General features: G+C 31.4%; 20 protein-coding genes. 2 read left to right on the forward strand and 18 right to left on the reverse strand.

Annotated elements, in window-relative coordinates:
- Positions 1-441 precede the first annotated feature (441 nt).
- The 18 genes from WNY60_RS14990 to WNY60_RS15075 form a co-directional block, all read right to left on the reverse strand.
- A complete protein-coding gene (locus WNY60_RS14990) occupies positions 442-690 on the reverse strand; it encodes a DUF6095 family protein (protein ID WP_339809045.1) in 249 nt (82 codons plus the stop codon).
- The gene (gene murQ, locus WNY60_RS14995; RefSeq protein ID WP_342862872.1) at positions 680-1,498 is read right to left on the reverse strand and encodes an N-acetylmuramic acid 6-phosphate etherase; all 819 of its coding nucleotides are present in this window, start codon (positions 1,496-1,498) and stop codon (positions 680-682) included. The genes WNY60_RS14990 and murQ overlap by 11 nt, the downstream gene beginning before the upstream one ends.
- A 105-nt stretch (positions 1,499-1,603) precedes the next feature.
- Positions 1,604-2,416, reverse strand: a complete 813-nt coding sequence (locus WNY60_RS15000; protein WP_342862873.1) for a DUF4249 domain-containing protein — start codon at positions 2,414-2,416, stop codon at positions 1,604-1,606.
- Between the two features lie 6 nt (positions 2,417-2,422).
- Positions 2,423-4,798 carry a TonB-dependent receptor gene (locus tag WNY60_RS15005; protein WP_342862874.1) on the reverse strand — a complete coding sequence of 792 codons (2,376 nt, stop codon included), beginning with the start codon at positions 4,796-4,798 and terminating at the stop codon, positions 2,423-2,425.
- A gap of 203 nt (positions 4,799-5,001) precedes the next feature.
- Complete coding sequence (locus tag WNY60_RS15010) at positions 5,002-7,227, reverse strand: NADP-dependent isocitrate dehydrogenase (RefSeq protein ID WP_342862875.1); 2,226 nt, start codon at positions 7,225-7,227, stop codon at positions 5,002-5,004.
- Positions 7,228-7,381: 154 nt separating this feature from the next.
- Positions 7,382-7,954: a pentapeptide repeat-containing protein gene (locus WNY60_RS15015; protein ID WP_145001137.1), complete on the reverse strand. Its 573-nt coding sequence runs from the start codon at positions 7,952-7,954 to the stop codon at positions 7,382-7,384.
- A 670-nt stretch (positions 7,955-8,624) separates the two neighbouring features.
- A complete protein-coding gene (gene rplS, locus WNY60_RS15020; RefSeq protein WP_145001139.1) occupies positions 8,625-8,978 on the reverse strand; it encodes a 50S ribosomal protein L19 in 354 nt (117 codons plus the stop codon).
- Positions 8,979-9,135: 157 nt separating this feature from the next.
- On the reverse strand, positions 9,136-9,813 hold the full coding sequence (gene trmD, locus WNY60_RS15025) for a tRNA (guanosine(37)-N1)-methyltransferase TrmD (RefSeq protein WP_145001141.1): 678 nt from the start codon (positions 9,811-9,813) through the stop codon (positions 9,136-9,138).
- A gap of 154 nt (positions 9,814-9,967) precedes the next feature.
- The gene (locus WNY60_RS15030; RefSeq protein WP_342862876.1) at positions 9,968-11,659 is read right to left on the reverse strand and encodes a sodium:solute symporter; all 1,692 of its coding nucleotides are present in this window, start codon (positions 11,657-11,659) and stop codon (positions 9,968-9,970) included.
- 111 nt (positions 11,660-11,770) lie between these two features.
- A complete protein-coding gene (locus tag WNY60_RS15035; protein WP_342862877.1) occupies positions 11,771-14,299 on the reverse strand; it encodes a PIG-L family deacetylase in 2,529 nt (842 codons plus the stop codon).
- 98 nt (positions 14,300-14,397) lie between these two features.
- Positions 14,398-15,477: a magnesium/cobalt transporter CorA gene (corA, locus tag WNY60_RS15040; protein WP_145001148.1), complete on the reverse strand. Its 1,080-nt coding sequence runs from the start codon at positions 15,475-15,477 to the stop codon at positions 14,398-14,400.
- Between the two features lie 9 nt (positions 15,478-15,486).
- The gene (locus WNY60_RS15045) at positions 15,487-16,017 is read right to left on the reverse strand and encodes a mechanosensitive ion channel domain-containing protein (protein ID WP_342862878.1); all 531 of its coding nucleotides are present in this window, start codon (positions 16,015-16,017) and stop codon (positions 15,487-15,489) included.
- 32 nt (positions 16,018-16,049) lie between these two features.
- Positions 16,050-16,958 (reverse strand): septum formation inhibitor Maf, encoded by a 909-nt coding sequence (locus WNY60_RS15050; protein WP_342862879.1) that lies wholly within the window; start codon positions 16,956-16,958, stop codon positions 16,050-16,052.
- Between the two features lie 30 nt (positions 16,959-16,988).
- Positions 16,989-17,582: a Maf family protein gene (locus tag WNY60_RS15055; protein WP_339809032.1), complete on the reverse strand. Its 594-nt coding sequence runs from the start codon at positions 17,580-17,582 to the stop codon at positions 16,989-16,991.
- A gap of 3 nt (positions 17,583-17,585) precedes the next feature.
- The gene (locus tag WNY60_RS15060) at positions 17,586-18,497 is read right to left on the reverse strand and encodes a geranylgeranylglycerol-phosphate geranylgeranyltransferase (protein ID WP_342862880.1); all 912 of its coding nucleotides are present in this window, start codon (positions 18,495-18,497) and stop codon (positions 17,586-17,588) included.
- Positions 18,498-18,517: 20 nt separating this feature from the next.
- The gene (locus tag WNY60_RS15065; RefSeq protein WP_342862881.1) at positions 18,518-18,829 is read right to left on the reverse strand and encodes a hypothetical protein; all 312 of its coding nucleotides are present in this window, start codon (positions 18,827-18,829) and stop codon (positions 18,518-18,520) included.
- 6 nt (positions 18,830-18,835) lie between these two features.
- On the reverse strand, positions 18,836-19,366 hold the full coding sequence (locus WNY60_RS15070) for an HAD-IIIA family hydrolase (RefSeq protein WP_342862882.1): 531 nt from the start codon (positions 19,364-19,366) through the stop codon (positions 18,836-18,838).
- Complete coding sequence (locus WNY60_RS15075; RefSeq protein ID WP_342862883.1) at positions 19,356-20,114, reverse strand: DUF2520 domain-containing protein; 759 nt, start codon at positions 20,112-20,114, stop codon at positions 19,356-19,358. Before WNY60_RS15075 ends, WNY60_RS15070 begins: the two co-directional genes overlap by 11 nt.
- 59 nt (positions 20,115-20,173) lie before the next feature.
- Between WNY60_RS15075 and WNY60_RS15080 the strand changes: the two genes are divergently transcribed.
- Positions 20,174-20,584 carry a group III truncated hemoglobin gene (locus WNY60_RS15080; RefSeq protein WP_145001160.1) on the forward strand — a complete coding sequence of 137 codons (411 nt, stop codon included), beginning with the start codon at positions 20,174-20,176 and terminating at the stop codon, positions 20,582-20,584.
- Positions 20,585-20,669: 85 nt separating this feature from the next.
- On the forward strand, positions 20,670-22,099 hold a 1,430-nt coding region (locus tag WNY60_RS15085; protein WP_342862884.1), incomplete at its 3' end, for a cytochrome c biogenesis protein ResB.

The raw sequence follows: 22,099 nt of genomic DNA on the forward strand, positions 1-22,099 counted from the left end.
TTTTAGAGAACCCTTCATATTTATTTATGAAGGGTTTTTTTGTGCCTAAAAATTAAAGTAAATAGGCGCAAGGGAAAAAAGATATACTAGTTTTAATTGTTTTGTAAATAGAATAACTACATCGTAGTTATTTTTAAAAGGATAAGGATATAATGTCTGACTTTTATTAGGAGAATTAATATTAAAAGGATTAGGATTGGAGTTTTTCTTGTAATAGAATACTTGATTATTTATTTTATCACTGTTTTATGATGGTTGACTTTATGATATAGCTAAAAACAGTTTCTTGTATTTTTTTTAAATTGTTTGATTGTGAAGTAAAGTTAGTATTATGTTTAAATAAAAAGCCTTTAATAAAATTAGAGGCTTTAATATATTTTTGATTTGTATAATACGTAAATTATGCTTTCTGTTTAATGGAGTTTTTTATATGATTTAATTTTAATGTTTTTTAGTTTTATTGCTTTTGAAAATGCTATCTAGGATTGTATTTATTCCTTTAAATGCTATAAATACAGCTAATGCACATATTGATATAGCTATTATTAATAATGGAATATAGAAGTCTTTATCCTTATTACTTAATACTAGATATAGTAAGGTTGGACCAATAAACATTAATAACATTGCAATAGCCATTTGTTTTACTCCTTTTACAAGTACATCTTTGTCTGTTGATTTAGTTTCCATTGTTATAATTATTTATTGCGTTTCTAACACTTTTATGTTTTTGTAATAAACTTTCAGCTTCAGGATAGCTTATGTTTAATTCGGACATTATCATTTTTGTACCTCTATCCACTAGTTTGTCATTACTAAGTTGCATGTCTACCATTTTGTTTCCTTTTATCTTACCAAGTTTTATCATAGTAGTTGTGGATATCATGTTGAGTACTAGTTTTTGTGCTGTACCTGCTTTCATACGTGAACTACCCGTTATAAATTCTGGTCCTACGACTACTTCAATTGGAAATTGTGATGCTAAGCTTAAAGGACATTGCTTATTTGATGTTATACATCCAGTTGTAATACCTTCTAAATTACATGTATTAAGCGCTGATATTACATATGGTGTTGTACCTGATGCTGCAATACCAATTACGACATCTTTATCTGTTACATTATATTTTGCTAGGTCTTTCCATCCTTGGGTTGTAGAGTCCTCTGCAAACTCAACTGCTTCTCTTATTGCTTTATCTCCACCAGCGATAATACCTATCACTACGTCATAGGATACTCCAAATGTTGGAGGACATTCTGATGCATCTACAACTCCTAGGCGTCCACTTGTTCCTGCTCCAATATAAAACAGTCTGCCACCTTTTTCCATTTTTATTACGATTTGTTCTACTAAAGCTTGAATTTGAGGAATCGCTTTTTTGACTGCTGTTGGGACAGTTTGATCTTCTATATTTATGTTTGTTAATAGGTTGTTTATAGACATTTTGTCTAAATTATTGTAATTGGAATCTTGTTCTGTTGTTTTTGTAAATTGCATAGTCTAAATGGTACTATTGGTTTGCGTTAGGGATTGAGGCATTTGTTGGAGCTCCTCGCAGAGAGCGACTGCCGAAAGCGCGACCCTTGTGGTAACGCCAAAAAATTATTGTATAATATAAGTAAATTGATACGCTTGTGAAACTCTGAAATAGCCTAAAGGAAAATTATCTGGATTTGTAATGTTTATACAGTTTCCTCTAACGGTTGCTGGTTGCGCTTGAAATGGTCCGCCACCATTATCAGAAGTTTGTTGAAGCAATAAATCCATAAATTGATAAAATTGTTGGGATACTCCATAATTATTTATGGTAACTATGTCTGTTTGTTGTAGATCTTCTTCGGAATAGAATGCGAAAATTTGATTACCATCAGTAAATTGATCGTCATAAACTTCTAGCACTGGAATTTGTGGTATGTCTGATATGAATTCGAAAAAATAGTAGTTATCTATATTTGCAGGATCTGTATAAAAGGCCTTAAGTTCTATATCTTCGCCAGAAAAACCACCTTCGTTATTTTGTTCTATATATTCTATTGGAGTTACGCTTGTCAATACTTCTGTACCTATGTATGTTTGATCGTCATATATAATTGTTAGGGTATATTCTTGGTTTAGTTCAGGAATGAATGAATTGGTTTTGTATATTCCTGTATTTTCTTGTTCCAAGAATGTAAAAAGATTACTATTACTGTCTTCAACAAATACGGTTGCGTTATTAGCAGGAGGAACTTGATTATCGAAAAAAGGAGCTGTTAATGTCAATTTTATTTGCTGTTCTGAGCCATCTGAATCTTCAAACCAATTTAACGATGCCTCTATTACTAATTTGGGGTCTGATGTTGGTACTTTTAAATCTATTACATCTTCACAACTAAAAAATAGACATACGATTAATATATATAGTGCGTTTTTCATTTTTTATTAAAATTTAAAATTGTAGGATATAGAAGGTATTAGTCCAAATATTGATAATCTGGTTGCTTCATTTGTACCTGTCATTCTGTTTTCTCCAAATGTTATTGATGCTGCATTACGACGATTATATACATTGTAAAGCCCAAAGACCCAATAACTTTGCCATCCTGATGTCTTATCTGGTTTTGGTGTGTAATTTGCTGATAAATCTAAACGATGGTATGCTGGCAATCTGTCTGAATTACGACTGCTATAGCTTGGTATATTTATACCGTTATAAGAATATTGACCATTTGGATATGTTGTAGGTTGTCCTGTTTGAAATAGAAAATTAGCATTTAATTTCCACTTTTTATTCCAGTCATAGCTAGTGGTTAGAGATATATCATGTGTTTTGTCATAAGCTGTGCTATACCAATTACCATTGTTTATTCCTGTTTCGGTTGGTGTGCGACCTGGTGTTTTTTGCTCTGATTTTGATAGTGTATAAGCTAACCAACCTTTAAAACGTCCTTCATTTTTTCTTAAAAGCACCTCTAGTCCATAAGCTCTGGCTTCTCCATTTAATATTATTTGTTCTATAGCATCGTTTGCAATTAAATCTGCACCATCTATATAGTCAATTCTGTTTTCAATTTTTTTATAATATGTTTCTACTTCTAAACTATAATTATCGTCATTAAAGCTTCTAAAATAGCCTACAGCAACTTGATCTAATAATTGTGGTTTTACATATTTACCACTGGGTGTCCAAATATCTAAAGGTGTTGGTGAGGATGTATTAGATAATAAATGGAGATATTGTGACATCCGATTATAGCTTGCTTTTACAGAAGAATTTTCGTTTAGTTGGTAAGCCAATGATGCTCTAGGCTCTAGGTTTGCAAAACTTTTTATAACGTCACTTTTACTAAAACTTTCTGATCCTGTAGGAGTTGCTTTTTGATAGATTTGAAAATCATTATTAAATACTACTGCTTGATCATTTTGATACGTATTTAACTGATTTTGGCCTAGTCGTAAAAAAGAGCTTAAACGTAAACCATAGCTTAAGTTTAACTTATCTGATAGTTTATGTTCGGCATCAACATAAATTGCATTTTCAAAAGCATATTTATCTGTTAATTTAAATGGATTTATTCCAGAAGTTGGTGTAGATGGTTTTATATCTCCTGGATTAAATTTATAGTAGATACTATTTAAACCATATTGAAGTTTAAAGCCATCAGTAACGTAATGTTTAAAATCGTATTTAAAATTGAAGTTTTGAATTCCTGAATTCCAATCAAACTCGACAAAATTTAGTTTTAAACCATAGTAGTAATCGGAATATATTAGTGACATGTTTGAGAATAACTTGTCCGAGAATAAATGATTCCATCTAGAATTTACTACTGTGTTACCATAAATGTTTTCAAAACTATCTGTAATACTAAAGACATCTCGTCCAAAATAACCAGAAAGATAAATACTGTTATTGTCGTTTAAATCGTAACTTAATTTTGTGTTTAAATCGTAAAAATATGCTTTGTTATCTATATCAAACAGTGGTAAAAATAAATGCGCATAACTACTACGACCACCAAATAGAAATGAACCTTTGTCTTTTTTTATAGGACCTTCAGCAAGTATTCTGCTAGACACAATTCCTATTCCTCCATTCATTTTAAACGTTTTACTGTTTCCTTCTTTTTGATAAATATCTAATACTGAAGATACGCGTCCTCCATAACGTGCAGGAATTCCACCTTTATATAATTTTATATCTTTGATGGCATCCGGATTAAAAACAGAAAAGAATCCAAATAAGTGTGATGAGTTAAATACTGTAGCCTCGTCCAATAAAATAAGATTTTGATCTGCTGCTCCACCACGTACATTAAAACCAGAAGATCCTTCTCCTGCATTAGTAACACCTGGTAGAAGTGTTATTGCTTTAATTACGTCTGCTTCTCCAAAAACAACCGGAATATCTTTAATGGTAGCAGAACTAAGTGCGTTAACACTCATTTGAGGCTTTTTAATATTAAGCTTCTCTACATTTTCAGTAATTATTACTTCGTCTAAGTTTTCAAAAGACTCTTCTAAGCTAAAATTTTTGGTAATATTTTTATCTAATATTATCGTTTCTGATATATCAGAAAAACCTAAATAGGAAACAACAACTTTATATGTGCCTTTTGGGAGTGTGATGGAGTAGAAGCCATATTCATTTGTGACTGCTCCAGTATTTAATTCAGGTACTATTACATTAACACTTATTAATGTTTCGTTACTGGCACTTTCTATTATTTTACCACTTAGCGTAAATTTTTCTTGAGCAAAAATTAGTGTGCTACTAATTAAAAGCAAGAATAATATTCCATTTTTTATATAATTCATTGGTTGATTTTGATTAGTAAAAATAACTAAAAGCAACTTTACATATTCTGTTTTAAGGTGTTAAACTTTATTTAAATATAGTTTGTAGTATTTTGAAGTTTGGAAGTTTAGAAGTTATATAGGTAACATTTTGAATGCGAATTTTAGTTAAAATAAAAAAAGCTTCCATTTGGAAGCTTTTTTTATATAATTAAAGTTGTGATTTAGATGCTTTTAAGCAAGTCATTAAATAATTGAATTGGTCGCATTGCTTTAGCTGTTAATTCTTCGTTTGGCGAATAGTAACCTTCAATATCTACAGCAACACCTTGAATATCGCTTAATGCTGATACTATTACTTTTTCTTCTGCCTTAAATGCTAAAGCAACTGGAGCAAATTGTGCTTTTAAAGTAGCATCTTTATCTTGGTTTGCTAATGCTTCTGCCCAATACATTGCTAAGTAAAAGTGGCTTCCTCTGTTATCAATCTCACCAGATTTTCTAGAAGGCCCTTTTTTGTTTTCTAATAATTTCTCGGTCGCATCATCTAGTGCATCACCTAAAACTTTAGCTTTTGGATTATTGTTAACTTGGCTAAAATGCTCTAAAGAGACTGCAAGAGCTAAAAATTCTCCTAAACTATCCCAACGTAAGTGATTTTCTTCAATAAATTGTTGTACGTGTTTTGGAGCAGATCCTCCTGCACCAGTTTCAAATAAACCTCCACCATTCATTAATGGTACGATAGACAACATTTTTGCAGATGTACCTAATTCTAAAATAGGAAATAAATCTGTTAAGTAATCACGTAATACATTTCCTGAAACAGAGATTGTATCTTCTCCAGCTTTTACGCGTTTTAAAGTAAATTGTGTTGCTTTAATTGGAGATAAAATATGAAGTTCTAAACCTTCTGTATCGTGATCTTTTAAATATGTATTTACTTTTTTGATTAATTCCGCATCGTGTGCTCTATTTTCGTCTAACCAGAAAACAGCAGGAGTTTGTGATGCTCTAGCACGAGTTACCGCTAATTTAACCCAGTCTTGGATTGGTGCATCTTTAACTTGACACATTCTCCAAATGTCTCCAGCTTCCACGTTGTGAGAAATCAATACTTTTCCGTCAGTATCAATAACTTCTACTTTACCATCTGCATCAATTTCAAAAGTTTTGTCATGTGATCCGTATTCTTCAGCTTTTTGAGCCATTAATCCAACGTTTGGTACTGTTCCCATTGTTGTTGGGTCAAATGCTCCGTTTTCTCTACAAAAGTCAATAGTTGCTGTGTAAATTCCAGCATAACTACTATCAGGAATTACTGCTTTAGTGTCTTGAGATTTACCATCTGCATTCCACATTTGACCAGAATTTCTAATCATTGCTGGCATTGATGCATCTATAATAACATCACTTGGTACATGTAAGTTTGTAATCCCTTTATCACTATCTACCATAGCTAAAGCAGGATTTGCTTTATAAGCAGCATCAATATCTGCTAATATAGCATTGCGTTCTGACTCTGGTAATTCGTTTAGGTTACTTAATAAGTTTCCAAATCCATTATTAACATCTACACCAATTTTTTCAAAAGTAGCACTGTGTTTAGCAAATACGTCTTTAAAAAATACACGAACAGCATGACCAAAAATAATTGGGTCAGAGACCTTCATCATTGTTGCTTTCATGTGTAAAGAAAACAATACACCTTTATCTTTAGCATCTTTAATTTGTGCTTCTAAAAATGTAAGTAGTGCTTTTTTACTTAATACAGTTCCATCAATAATTTCACCTTTTAATAATCCTAAGTTATCTTTTAAAATGGTTTCATTTCCAGATGCATCTGTGTGGACAATTTTGATAGTTGTAGCATTATCTAATGTTACAGATTTTTCGTTATGTGCAAAATCACCTTCAGTCATAGTTGCGACATGTGATTTTGAATCTTTTGACCAAGCTCCCATTGAGTGTGGGTTTTTCTTAGCGTAATTTTTTACAGCTTTTGGTGCACGTCTATCAGAGTTACCTTCGCGTAATACTGGATTTACAGCACTACCTTTAATTTTATCGTAACGTAATTTAGCATCTTTTTCTTTATCATTAGTTACTTCTTCTGGGTAATTAGGTATAGCAAAACCTTTAGCTTGCAGCTCTTTAATTGCAGCCTTAAGTTGTGGTACAGAAGCACTAATGTTTGGTAATTTAATAATATTAGCTTCTGGAGTTTTTGCTAATTCTCCTAAATAAGCTAAATCATCAGAGACACGTTGATCTTCCGTTAAAAAATCAGGAAAAACTGCTAAAATACGTGCTGCTAATGATATGTCTTTAGTTTCTAATCCAATTCCAGAAGAGGCTGTAAATGCTTGAACGATTGGTAAAAATGAACGCGTTGCTAAAGCTGGTGCTTCATCTGTAATGGTATATATAATTTTTGGTGAATTTGACATAAATGTAAATGTGTATTAGTTTAATTTTAAGCTTCACGAAGATACAAAAAATAGGAGGTTTTTTAAAACGAAAACGTTTACTTAACAACCCATTTAGTTGGAAACTAAATTGAGAGTGAGTTTATTGCGGATTTAATAAAATATAGATAAAATTTTAAGAAATCTGAATTTTATAGTGATCTAATAACCCCTGAATTTGGTCTTTCGAAAATTTTGCGCCTTTAATTTTATTATTTTCAGGATGAATAGAGTAGTTGTAAGAGGTTAAAAAGTTAGCTTGCTCTATGTTAGTATTAAAAAAGATAGCGTATTTAAAGTTACAATTGTCAAAAACAGATTTTGAGACATTAGCTTCTGTAAATTCTGTTTTTTCAAATTGACAGTTAGTAAATTTTGTATTAATTAATTTAACTTTATAAAATGATGCAAAATTAAGTTGACAATTATTAAAAGTCATAGACATTAATAATTGGTTACAGTCATTAAATAAAACGCCTAAAAGCTTACAGTTTTCAAAAGCTACATCTTTAAAGGTTGTGTCTGATGTTTTGCTATTACTTAGGTCACAATCTATAAATTGACATTCTAAAAATGTAATAGTGGATAAGTAACAAGCATTAAAATTACAGTTTATAAACATGCAATTATCATATTCTGCTTTTGGTAATTCTGTTAAAGTAAAGTCTTTATTTCTATAAGTTTTATCTGCTATAAAAGGTATATTCATTTTTACTATTTGCAGTAAATATACTTTAATTGACAGTAAAACAAAAGCCATAACATAATAGACTTAACTATTGTTGCTATGGCTTTTTTGAGATAATATTTTGCTGACTTATCTAATTTTCATTAGATCAATCCAAAACTTTCGTTTTACATTTTTTCAGTTCAAGCTAATATTAAATCAATAGTACATTATAAGAGTAACTTTCAAAATGTATTGACCTGTTACTAAATGTACTTAGTAATTGTTTTTCTTGATGTTTACCTTTTAATTAATAATTTAATATCAATCAGATATAATAAACATTGTTTTGTTCAAGTAATTTTACTTTCACTAGGTTACTTTACTTAAAACTTTCAACTTTACTTTTTAAATCCTGTCAAACAAAACTTAAATTATAAAGTATCATGGTTTTTAAGTTGCACGACTACACCTGCAATTTTTAAAACCTCAAAAAACAAATAAAACTAAATCAAATTCAACATTTAATTGAAACCAATATTGCTATTGTTATTAATTGTTTTACTAAATTAAAAAATATCTTTTAGATTTTAAAGAAAATAAGACTTTAGATATCAACTAGTTATGAACCGCACTTATTAACAAAAGTTAATAACAACAAAAGCCTAACTTAAATAAGTTAGGCTTTTTAATATAACTAAGGTTGAAGAAATTATTTTCTTCTTGCTTCTTTAATTCTAGCTTTCTTACCAGTAAGACCTCTAAAGTAAAAGATTCTAGCACGACGTACTTTACCTTTTTTGTTGATTTCAACTTTTTGTAATGCAGGTAAGTTAATTGGGAAGATACGCTCTACACCAATAGTTCCTGACATTTTTCTAATTGTAAACGTTTCAGAAGATCCGCTACCTCTTTTTTGAATTACTACTCCTCTAAAAAACTGAGTACGTACTTTTTCTCCTTCCCTAATTTCATAGTACACAGTAATTGTGTCTCCAGCTGAAAATTCAGGAAAGTCCTTTGTTGTTACAAACTCGTCTTGAACAAATTTTATTAAAGATTCCATCTTTATTTAATTTTAAATGATTGATTCAGAGTAACATTCACGTATCTCGCCAGAGGTTAATCCGAAATTGGGTGCAAATATAGTTAAAAAGTAAAAAACAGAAAGTAAAAATGTAAAAAGTTTGTCTGTTTTTTTAGATACACGTAAAACATGTTGTCTATTTGTCTAATAAATCTGGTCGTCTGTCTTTAGTACGTTGGTAGGCTTGGTCTTCTCTCCATCTTTCTATATTAGCTGCATGACCACTTAATAATACTTCAGGGACTTCAAGACCTTTGTAATTACGTGGTTTAGTATAGATCGGAGGAGCCAATAAATTATCCTGAAAACTGTCTGTTAATGCAGAGGTTTCATTACCTAAAACACCAGGAATTAATCTAATTACTGCATCACATAATACTGCTGCACCTAATTCTCCTCCAGAAAGCACATAGTCTCCTATAGATATTTCTTTGGTGATAAATAAATCTCTTACACGTTGATCGACACCTTTATAATGTCCACAAAGTATGATAATGTTTTCTTTTAAAGAGACTTGATTAGCTATGCTTTGGTTTAAGGTTTCGCCATCAGGCGTCATGTATATAACCTCGTCATAATTACGCGCTTCTTTTAATTTAGAAATGCATTTGTCTATAGGTTCAACCATCATGACCATACCAGCTCCACCACCAAATTGGGTGTCATCAATGGACTTGTAATTGTCTGTGGTGTAGTCTCTTAAATTATGAAAATGTACTTCAACCAAATTAGCCTCAATTGCACGCTTTAAAATAGAAGCTTCAAATGGACTTTTAAGTAATTCTGGCAAGACAGTTATAATATCAATTCTCATGGTTTTGCTTTATTGAATGCAAAGATAGATGAAATTCTTTAACTTAAATCTTGCTTGAATAACATGATTAAGGTGTTTTGTTATGGTTGTAGTTTTAGTAATTAAGCAATTCCAAACAAAAAACTATAATTATTAATTACAGACTAAGCTCTTTTTATATCAGGCGTTTTAATAGAGATTGAATAATAAAGGCAATGACCATAACTATTGCACATCCTACAAAGTTTAACCATAAAAAAGGTAGATTAATTATTTCATATTCATTTAAAAAGAATAAACCAATAACTAAAACCTGTGTAATTAAAGCAGCTACAAAAACAGCATTAGCTTTAATTTGCTTAAAGAAAAACGCTAATAAAAAGATACCAAGGACGTTACCATAAAATATTGATCCTATAATATTTACTAATTGTATTAAGTTTTCTGCTAGATTGGCGACGCAAGCGACACCAATTGCCATGATTCCCCAAAGTAATGTAAAACCTCTTGAGGCCTTAACCATTTCTTGGTCAGTTTTTGGACCAACTCTATGTTTATACAAATCGATTGTAGTTGTACTAGCTAAAGCGTTAAGCTCTGATGCTGTACTAGACATGGCTGCACTTAAAATAACAGCTAATAATAAACCAATTAATCCTTTAGGTAAATTATTAAGTATAAAGTGTATAAAAACATAATCCTTATCATTACTTTCAACTTTTAAACCTTCAGCTTCTCCAGCTTTTTTAATCAAATCTCTAGCTTGTGCTCTTATTGTGTCGCTTTTGGCATTATAGCTAGCTATAAGGTCTTGATTAACTTTACCATCAGCGTTTGCAAACTCAGTAACGGTTGCTTTTTTTAGATCAAAAATTTCTTTCTGCTCTAATTGCAAAGCAGCATACTCATTTGCATATTTTGAATTTAAAACAACTTCTGTTGCAGTGGGATTAAAATTTATGGGAGCATCGTTAAACTGGTAAAATACAAATACCATTACACCTACTAGCAGAATAAAAAACTGCATTGGTACTTTTAGTAATCCATTAAAAATTAATCCTAAACGCATTTCTTTTACAGATTTACCAGACAAATAACGTTGCACTTGACTTTGGTCAGTACCAAAATACGATAGCATTAAAAACGTACCACCAATTAATCCACTCCAAACTGTATATCTATTATTTAAATCGAAAGAAAAATCTAACACTTCCATTTTACCGCTTGCTCCAGCAATATCTAGAGCTTTTTTAAAAGTAATATCATCAGGTAATTGATTTAATATTAAAATGAAAGCAATGACCATTCCTGTAAAAATGACTACCATTTGATGTTTTTGAGTCACATTAACTGCTTTTGTACCTCCCGAAACCGTGTAGATTATAACTAATACACCTATAATAATATTTAGTAAAAGAAGGTTCCATCCTAAAACTGCAGATAAGATAATAGCAGGAGCAAAAATGGTTATTCCTGCTGCTAGACCACGTTGGATTAAAAACAGTACTGCTGTTAGTGTACGTGTTTTACGGTCAAATCGGTTTTCTAAAAACTCGTAAGCTGTATATACTTTAAGTCTGTGATATAATGGTATAAAGACCATGCAGATTACAATCATGGCTATTGGTAATCCAAAATAAAACTGCACAAAACCCATTCCAGAGTGAAATGCTTGTCCAGGCGTACTTAAAAAGGTTATAGCACTAGCTTGTGTAGCCATTACAGATAATCCTATGGTCCACCATTTGCTGGTACTTCCACCTTTTAAAAAATCTTGTACGTTTTTACTACCTCTGGTTTGATACGTTCCGTAAATAACAATGGTTAACAATGTTCCAATTAAGACAATCCAATCTAAACTTTGCATAATTTAAAATAATTTAGTTATTAAGTAAAATGCAATAATATATAGCGCATTTGCAACTAAAAGAATTGCATATAACGGTTTCCATTGGTACTTAGGTTGGTCTTGCATGATTTAGTTTTTTAATCCGTTATCATTAGTAATATCTTGTTTTCCTATACTTAGCATATTTGCAAATAATCTGTAAGCACCAGATACACCAACAGGGAATTCTCTAAAAAAGCTTAATCCAGTGTATATATAGTGTCCTTTTCCATGTTTGGCAACTAAAAGACTTCCTGTTTTAGCAGTTTCGTCTTTATCATGCATGGATAGGATAGGAGTGAAGTCTGATGACCATTGGTCAGGAAAATACAATCCACGTTCTTGCGTCCAACCTTCAAAATCTTTAGTGGTTATCTTGTTAGGAAAATTAAGTAACTCGTGGTTTGGAGCTAATAAGGTTACTTCTGCATTTTCATCTGTAACTCTATCTCGTGATAATTGTAAATTAAAAGGTGCAATATTATCTACTTTGATACCACGATTGGTGTTGTATTGCACAATCATGTTTCCTCCTTTTTCAACAAAATTAAATAAAATATCTTGTTTAAATTTTAGGGATTCGACAATGTTATAAGCTCTAATACCAACCACAACTGCATCAAAAGCACTAAGTCGTTCTGGAGTAATGTCTTCTGGTTGTAAAATCATAACGTTGTAGCCAATTTGTTTTAAACTTTCTGGTACCACGTCTCCTGCACCTTCAATATAGGCTATGTTTTCGCCACGTTTTTTAATATCTAATCGTACTATTTTGCTTTCGCTAGGAAGTAATACCGTTTGAAACGGAATATGCTCGTAGTTAATTTCTACTAATTCCTTGGTGTAAGTCTTGTCGCCAATGGTAACCATTGGACTAATTAAACCTTCGCTTTGGTTTTTAGGCGGAATGATAGTAAATATAAAAGTTTGTTCTTGTCCTTTATTAGCTATAGTTATTTTTTGCTTTTCTGGAAATACAGACCAACCATTAGGATGGGCAATGGTAATGTAACCTTCTAAATTATCTTTTCCCGCTTGAACGGTTACAGGGATTTCTTTTTGTTGGTCATTTTCAAAAATGATAACCTTTTGATTGATTTTTGCCGAAGCTTCAGGAATAATTTCAAATGGTCTATACAATTCACCTTTATCAGGTTTTGAGTAACGATATACTAAATCTTTAGTAACCGTAAACGCAAATCCATTGATGTTTAGATTAAAATCTATGGTAATAGCACGTGGTGTTTCCGGTTTACCAATTAGACTTTTGTCTTCAACTTTATACATTCCTAAACTCCCTTTTTGATTTAACCAATATGGTCCTGTAGGTTGTAATGTATTAGCAATTGTTATTTTTTCTTTTAACTCTTGTTTATCATTTGCTTTTAATAATTTTCCGTAAAAGTCATCAGAGTTATTGTTTGAAATAGTATAACTGTCTAATTTAATAGTGGCATTGCTTCGGTTTAAGGCTTCAATATCTATATCAATAATTTGACCTGTTGACGCTGTTGGTGTGTTAGCTGAAGCTTCTAAATATAAACCAGCACAAGCTTCTATAATTTTATTAATTTCTTTAATTTTTTGATCTTTCCATTGTGGGCTATCAATCGCTAAAATTAATTGTCTAGCTTGTAATAGTTGATCTAAATGTGCTGCAGGATTTTCAAAATTAAAATTAGATTCTACATTTTTTAAAATAGTTTCAATTTTTTCGCCACCTTTTACTCTTGTCCAAGTCGTATTAATGCCATCAAAAATATTGGATTTGTCTTTAGGTAAATCGCCTTTTATTAATTCGATATATTCCGTTTGACTACCTCTTTGGGATAAACGACCAAAACCTTGACATAAATGTTGGCTACTAGCAAGTGCAGCAATTTCGTTGTTAGATACACCTAAAGCAGGATAATAAACACCAATATCAAAGTTTAATAGATTGGTTTTGTCTGCTTCTTCAAATTTTTCTTCGCTGCCATAAAACCACCAAGAGGTATTAAAAAACTCACGTTTTGGTTGCCATGTTCCGTATTTTTTAACTTGATCTGGATATGCATTTTTATCGTTAGCTAGATCAAAAGCTTCAACGCTTAACATAGCAGAACTTGTGTGATGACCATGAGTTGTACCTGGACTTCTGTGGTCAAAACGGTTTATTATAATATCTGGTTTAAATTGTCTGATAGCTAAAACAACATCACTAAGGACTTCGTTTTTGTTCCAAATAGCTAATGTTTCGTCTGGATGTTTAGAGTATCCAAAGTCATTAGCTCTTGTAAAACGTTGCTCGCCACCATCTGTGCGTCTTGCAGCAAGTAACTCTTGCGTACGGATGACACCTAAAAGTTCTCTAAGCTCTGGTCCAATTAAATTTTGTCCACCATCACCTCTAGTTAGCGATAGGTAGGCTGTACGTGCTTTTACATGGTTAGACATGTAAGATATTAATCGTGTGTTCTCGTCATCTGGATGTGCAGCTAGATATAAAACTGAACCTAAAAAGTTAAGCTTTTTGACTGCTTGATGAATTTCTGAAGCGTTTAATTTTTCTGGTTGTTGAGCCTGTGTAGAAAAGGAATAGCACAGTAAAAATAGGACCGAAGCCAATAATTTTTGCATGATTGTTTTTTCAAATTTGAAACTGTTTCAAATATAAACAAGTCATGTAGGGAATGCAGTATTTTTAGATTTCTTTAACTTTAATTAACAGTTACCAATTACAGCCATTTTTTACGTTTAAAATAAACAAGCATTCCTATTAAAACAACAACCATGACTATCCATACAATGTAATATCCATATTTATACTGTAGTTCTGGCATGTTAGTAAAATTCATCCCATAGATTCCAGCAATAAAAGTTAATGGAATAAAAATGGTTGCAATTATGGTTAGTACTTTCATTACCTCATTCATTTTATTACTAATGGTTGTCATGTACATGTCCATTAAACTCCAAATCATTTCTCGGTAAATGTCTATATTTTCAGTCACCTGAATAATATGGTCGTAAACATCCCTAAAGTAATGGGTAGTTTTTTCTTCAATTAAAGGGTTGTCACTTTTTTCTATTCGATTTATTATTTCGCGAAGCGGAAAAATTGCACGTCGTAGTTTTAAAATTTCACGCTTAAGATTTTGTATTTGTTGCGAAATTTGCTCTTGGGTTAAGCCTGTAAATAAATCGTCCTCAAGGTCTTCAATCTTGTTACCCATAATCTCTATAATAGCATAGTAATGGTCAACAATTGCATCCATTAAGGCATACATTAAATAGTCTGAACCTTCTTCGCGTACACGTCCTTTTTTTTGTCTAATTCGATCTCTAAGACTATCAAATACATCGCCTTCTGCTTCTTGAAAAGTCAATACATAATTTTTACCCATGACAATACTGACTTGTTCAGAGACAAGTTTTTCGTCTGCATCGTAATACATCATTTTTAAGACTATAAAAAAGTAATCTTTATACTCGTCAATTTTAGGACGCTGTGAGGTGTTAACAATGTCTTCTAAAATTAAAGGGTGAAGCTTGTAATGTTGTCCAATTTTTTCAATTTGGTCAATAAAATTAAGTCCGTTAAGATTAAACCACGTTACGGTTTCAGAGTCTTTAAAATTAAAGGCTTCCTCGACGGTATTTAAATCCGCCTCTTTATAACTGTCCTCGCTATAATCAAAAGCATTTAAATGTAATACTTTGTCTTCTTTATTTCCAGTATAAACTAAAGCTCCAGGAACTTGTCCTAAATGCTTTTTGTAATTTTGAGTGCGTTTTTTTTGTCTTTTTTTAGCCATAAGTTACAATTAATGCATATCTCCAAAATCCTCGATTGCATCCTTTTGTACTAAAGTTACTGCTTTTTGTAGAATTAAGTTGTTTGGATAGGTAACTAAATCTCCATTGTCTTGTCTTAAATGTAACTGAAATGCTCTAATATCTTCTATAATAGCTTCAATAGGAGCGTCTTTATCATGTATTTTAATTTTGTCTCCAACTTTATATGGAAATGAAAAAAACATGATTATTCCTGAAGTTATATTACTTAAAATAGACCAAATAGCAAATAGTGCAATACCTATAACTGCAAATACAGATGAAAAAATAACAGCAAGATCTTTAAATTCTGCTCCAAAAATATAAGCTATAAATAAGATAAATATTAAAAATAGAGTGACTGTTGTATATCGAGAAATTAGTCCGATTCTAGCATCATTAATACCACTTTGTTGACCTATTTTTTTTATAAAAATTTTAAGGACATATCTAATGATTAGAAAAATGACTAATATTATAGATGAAGTGATTAACTCGGATTGTATATTGTCTAAAAACATAGGTGTGTTTAATTAATTGGTAAAGATAGGTTTTATTCTAACCCTAGTGTTTTTCTTAAATCTAAATCGGTGTTACTTTTTTTGTTCCAATAGTCCGATTGTAGTGTTTTTATTTTAGTTGCTTTAGTTAGATTTCCATTTTGCACTTCTTCCCAACTTTGTATATCGAATGGAAAATTTGGATTGTAATTTATTGTTAGCTTACGGTCTAAATCTTTAATGGTAAGCGTGTATTGTCCTGGCTTGTTTTCCGCGAAAGCGTTATAGGCTTTTAAAGGTGTGTGATTAAGTCTTGTATATTCTAAACTTGGTATAATATTGATGTTTCCGGTAGGTAAACTAGTTGGATCAATGCGTAGTTGCGTCCAAAGTTGGTTTTCTAAACTGTTTTTTTCTAAGTTGAAGTTTTGATCTGCTTCTCCCTGAAAATAGGAGTGTGAGGTTACTTGAAATTGCTCGCGATTGTTAAGTTGTGTGTAGACGTGTCCACACCATTCTTGTACAGAAGCACTAACTTTTAAAGCGTGTTGGTTATTTGAAACAGGGTAAAACGTGCTTTGCATAATGCTGTATGGATAAATCCCTGTATTAAATTTTTTAGTAGCATTTAGCTTTAACACATTTATGTTTGATGGATTGCTTTGGTCTGCTTTTACTTGGTCGTTTTCTAAAAAAGGTTCGGTTACAAAAACAAGAACAGCAGTTCCTTTTCTAATTTCGCCATATCTAGATTGCTCTAGTTGGTAAGATGTAATTTCGGCTTGTCCAGAATACCAATAGTCATTAAACTGTTTGTTAGTTTTAAAGGCTGGTAATTTTGTTTTTTCTGTAACGGTTTCAACTTGATTATAAGTTGTTTTTGTATCTGTTTTAGGTTGCTCTTTACAGCCTGAAATTAAGAAAATACTAAATATTAATAAGTACGATTTTAAAAATTGCATAGCTAATTATTTAGCCATAAAAATACAACTCTAAAACTCCTCTGCAATAGTATTTAACGTTTCGTAAACAAGATGTGTTGGCATACCAACCACATTAAAAAACGAGCCTTGTATGCTTGTTACACCTATTTGTCCAATCCATTCTTGGATACCATAGGCACCAGCTTTGTCTAATGGTGCATAGGTTTTAATGTAATGCCAAAGCTCTTCTTCTGTAAAGGCTTTAAAAGTAACTTTAGTTGTAGCATTGACTGTTTTTTGAAATTTTTTTGTGCGTATACAAACCGAAGTAATAACCTCATGCGTCTCATCACTTAGTGAGCTAAGCATTTCAAAAGCTTCGTCGCTAGATTTTGGTTTGCCTAACGCTTTACTTTTGTGCCAAACAATGGTGTCACTGGTTACTAGTATTTCATGATCTTTAAGTTCTTCCATAAAAGGAAGCGATTTTAATTCGGCTAGATAATCGCTTATTTGATAATGCAATAAATGATGCGGATAGACTTCTTTAGTTTTTTTTAAACGGACTTCAAAGTCTAAACCTAAATCTCTAAAAAACTGTTGTCTTCTTGGAGATCCTGAAGCTAGTATGATGTGTCTGTCTTTAAGTTTTTCCTTTAGCATAATTTATTTTAATATAAATAAGTAAACAATCATGGATAGCATTCCGCTAAGCATAACTAATTTAAGTAGATTGCTTATTGTTTTTAATTGTGCTTTAGTTTCTGCCGAAAATAACTTGATACTTATATAGACCAAAGGACCAATTACAGCAATAATAAAATAGGCAACCGCAACTTGCCTCATATAAAGGTAATTAGCTAAATAGTAAATAAGTAATAAGATTAAAAATACAGTTAATCCAAATGCTATGTAACGTGCACGATTTTTGCCTAATACAATAGGTAGGGTTTTAAATTGCATTTTGTAATCACCATCTACATCTTGAATATCTTTAACTATCTCTCTGGCTAACGAGATTATAAAAGCAAAAACTGCATAATCAAATAATACCTCAAACATTGAGGATTGTATAAATTGATTTTGAGTATTTATGGCTGGAAGTAACTCGAATATACCAACAATGACCAAGCTTAATCCTACCAATACGCTAATAATAATGTTACCTACTAATACAATTTGTTGTAAAAAAGTAGCGTAGATGTAAAGTAGTGCTGCAATGATGACAAAAATTGCAAAAAACGTACTATGGTTAATAACATTAGATAGGTAAAAGCCTAAAATAACGCCAATAACGGTAAAGCCCATATAATACATGTAGGCTTTGTCTTCTGGTATGTGCTTGCCAATAATTAATTTGTTTGGTTTGTTAATACTGTCTGCTTCGACATCATAAATATCATTTATAATGTAGCCACCAGCAGCTATAGTTAATGTAGATATTACTAATAAAGCAAACTCAAAAGCAGTTAAAGTGGTATTGACGCCAAAAGCCGGAAACATAGCGTATTTAATTAATACTTGTACTAAAGCAATTAGTAGTAAATTTTTAAATCGAATAAGTTGAAGTAGTTTCAATGTGTTAATTTTCAGGTTGTTTAAGATAATAGTCCTTTTAGCATTGCGATTGCTAAAACAACAATCAAAATTAAGAAGAAAGTGGTCAAAAAAACAACAATTATATTTTTTTGTTTGGCCTGTTTTCTAATTTTATTTTTAATCTGTTGTTTCTCTGCTTCAGAAAGTAATGTTGCAGTAAAGTCCGTTTTAAATTGTTTATGACTTGCTGTGTTTAATTGTTTTTTTATGTTGGAAAACAAAGCTTTTGGATGTTGATTAAATACGGATGCTTGGTTACCTGAACCAATATATCCAAAACCTATATTATGTCTCCTTTTATTACGTTTCAATAGGTGTTAAAAGGTTTGTGCGTCAAAATCACTATCCCATTTGTTTTGTACTTTCATAACTTGCTCAATCACGTCACGTACACAGCCTTCACCTCCTAATTTATGAGAGATATATTTTGATACGCGTTTAACTTCTGGGACAGCATCTTGTGGGCAACAAGGCATACCTACTAATTTTAAAACAGGTACGTCCGGAATGTCATCTCCCATATATAGCACGTTTTCTGCTTTTATTTGGTTGTCGTTTAAATAGGCTTCAAATTGCACTATTTTTTGATGTGCACCTAAATAGACATCTTTTATACCTAAATGATTTAATCGAGTACGTACACCTTCGTTAGTACCACCAGAAATAATACAGACATTATAGCCATGGTTTAAGGCTTGCTTCATGGCATAACCATCCTTAACATTCATGTGTCTAATCATTTCGCCTGATGTCGTGATAGTAATCATTCCGTTAGTTAAAACACCATCTACGTCAAAAATAAAGGTAGTGATTTGGTGTAGGTATTCTTTGTAACTTTTATCGTCCATGGGTTTTTTTTATCGATTCTGTCATTAATTTATAGATGTCCTCTTGATGTGGATTATCTAATAATTTTAAATGTCTTTTTATTGTTTTTTTATCATTACGTTTTGCAGGTCCTGTTTGAGCCATGTAAGGTGACACTTCTTGTACTTTTCTGGCAGTCTCTGTAATTAATGGTTTTAAAATATCAAATTCGGCACCATGTTTTTCGGTAATTTCATGTGCAATTCTGTAAATTTGATTAGTAAAATTATTAACAAATACAGCAGCCAAATGTAAAGCAGGTCTTTGTTTAGGGTTAACTTTGTAGGTTAGACAACCTAAGCTTTGACCTAAGGTTTCTAATATTTTAAAATCTTTTTTTCGAAGTGTTTCAATGCAGATTGGTACTGTAGCAAAATCCAAATCAACACCTTTGCTAAATGTTTGTAAAGGATAAAAAACACCTCTGTAATGTTTCATGTCAATATCATACAAGCTAGCGCTTCCAGAAGTATGTACCACTAATCTTTTATCAAAAGGTAAGGATGTACTTAAGGCTTCAATAGCATCATCGCTAACAGCAATTAAATAGACGTCTGCATCTACTAATTTTGCGATGTTATCTGTAATATTTACTTCGTTTTTATAAGCGTCAATAGCTTTTTTACTTCTATTGTACCATTGTACAACCTCAATATTTGAAGCGTTTTTAAACCCTTTATATAGGTGTGTGGCTACATTTCCTGCGCCAAGCAAAACTATTTTAATCATGGTGCTAAAATACTAAGAAAATAAAGATTTGAAAGGACAAAAAGGTATCTTTGTTTATCATGAAACAAAAAGAAATTACTAACAGAGACGATGTTAAACTTTTAGTAGATCAATTTTATATAAAAGTTAGAGCAGATACTACTTTAGGTCCTATTTTTAATGCGCTTATTACGGATTGGGACTCCCATTTAGACCACTTGACTACCTTTTGGGAGACTAGTTTATTTATAGGTAAAAAATTAGAGCATAAATATGTAGGCAACCCATTAGAAGCTCATGAAAAAGTAGATAAGGCAGTAAACCATACTATTACCGAACTACATTTTGGATTGTGGTTAAATTTATGGTACGCGACGATTGATCAATTTTTTGAAGGTGAAATTGCGGATAATGCAAAACGTCGCGCTAGAAAGATGGGTACATTTATGTATTTAAAAATTTTTGAGGCAAGACAAAACCTAAAACAGTAATTTTAACACAAGATTTAGATTTTTTTGAGGATTTAAAACCAACAAAAACGATTATCTTTGCACGAGCTAAAAAAGGCCTATTATTATGCAAAATAGAATCGCCAAAATCTTGTTTTCAACACGATTAACTTCTGTATTATTTATTGTATTTGCTGTCGCTATGGCAGTTGGTACAATTTTAGACAGAAACATGGACACTTCTCCAACTCCTTACACACGAAATTTAATCTATAACGCTTGGTGGTTTGAAGCTATTATGGTGTTTTTTATTATCAATTTTGTTGGTAATATTTTTAGATTTAGATTGTTACGTAAAGAAAAATGGGCAACCTTAATATTACACTTAGCTTTTATCTTAATTATACTAGGTGCAGGTATTACAAGATATTTTGGATTTGAAGGTATGATTGCTATTAGAGAAGGAGAGACCGAAAGTGGTTTTTTATCTCAAAAAACATACATTACAGCATACATTGATGGTGATTATATGATTGATGGCGTGCCACAGCGTTTACCAGTTGAAGCTGAGGTAGATTTTTCTGGAAGAATGGAAAATAGCTTTAATTATACTGCACAATACAACAATACACCTGTTGAATTTGAATTAACTGAATATTTTTTGGGTGCTGAAGAAGATGTGGTACCTGATGACGCTGGTGAAAGTTATCTAAAAATAGTAGAAGCTAGAGGTAGTGGACCACATAATCATTTTTTAAAACAAGGAACGGTAGAAAATATCCATAATTTATTAGTCGCTTTAGACAAACCTACAGATGGAGCAGTTAATATTACCACTACAGAAAATGGTTTAATGATACAATCTCCATTTGAAGGAGAATATTTAACTATGGCAACCATGCAACAGGGTCAATTAGTTAAGGACAGTATACAACCCTTAGTTTTACGTTCTAGATATGTTATTGGAGATATGCAATTAGTGTTTCCTAAACCAGTTGTAAAAGGAACTTTTGATATTGTAAAAAAAGCTAGTTTTTTAAAGCAAGATGAAAATGCAGTAGTATTAAATGTGTCTGCTAACGGAGAAACTAAAGAGGTTAAGTTGCTAGGTAGTCAATGGTCTAACAACCGTTTTAAACAAGTAAAAGTAGGAGGTTTGGATATTGCGTTAAAATATGGTTCTAAAGTTTTAGAATTACCTTTTGAAGTTAAACTAAATGATTTTATTGCAGAAAAATATCCTGGTACAGAAAATAATTATTCTTCTTACGAAAGTAAAGTGACTGTAATAGACAAGGAGCAAGGTGATTTTGATTTTCATATTTACATGAATAATATTTTAGACCACAGAGGATATCGTTTTTTTCAAGCCGATTTTGATAAAGATTTAAAAGGAACAATACTATCTGTAAATCATGATTTTTGGGGTACTTGGGTTACTTATGCAGGATACTTTTTACTATACTTTGGTATGATGGCTATCTTGTTTGCTAATCACACTAGATTTAGAGATTTGCAAAATGGCTTAGAAAAAATTAAGAAGAAAAAAACTAAAAT

This window comes from Olleya sp. AS48, from assembly GCF_038900355.1.
GTDB lineage: Bacteria > Bacteroidota > Bacteroidia > Flavobacteriales > Flavobacteriaceae > Olleya.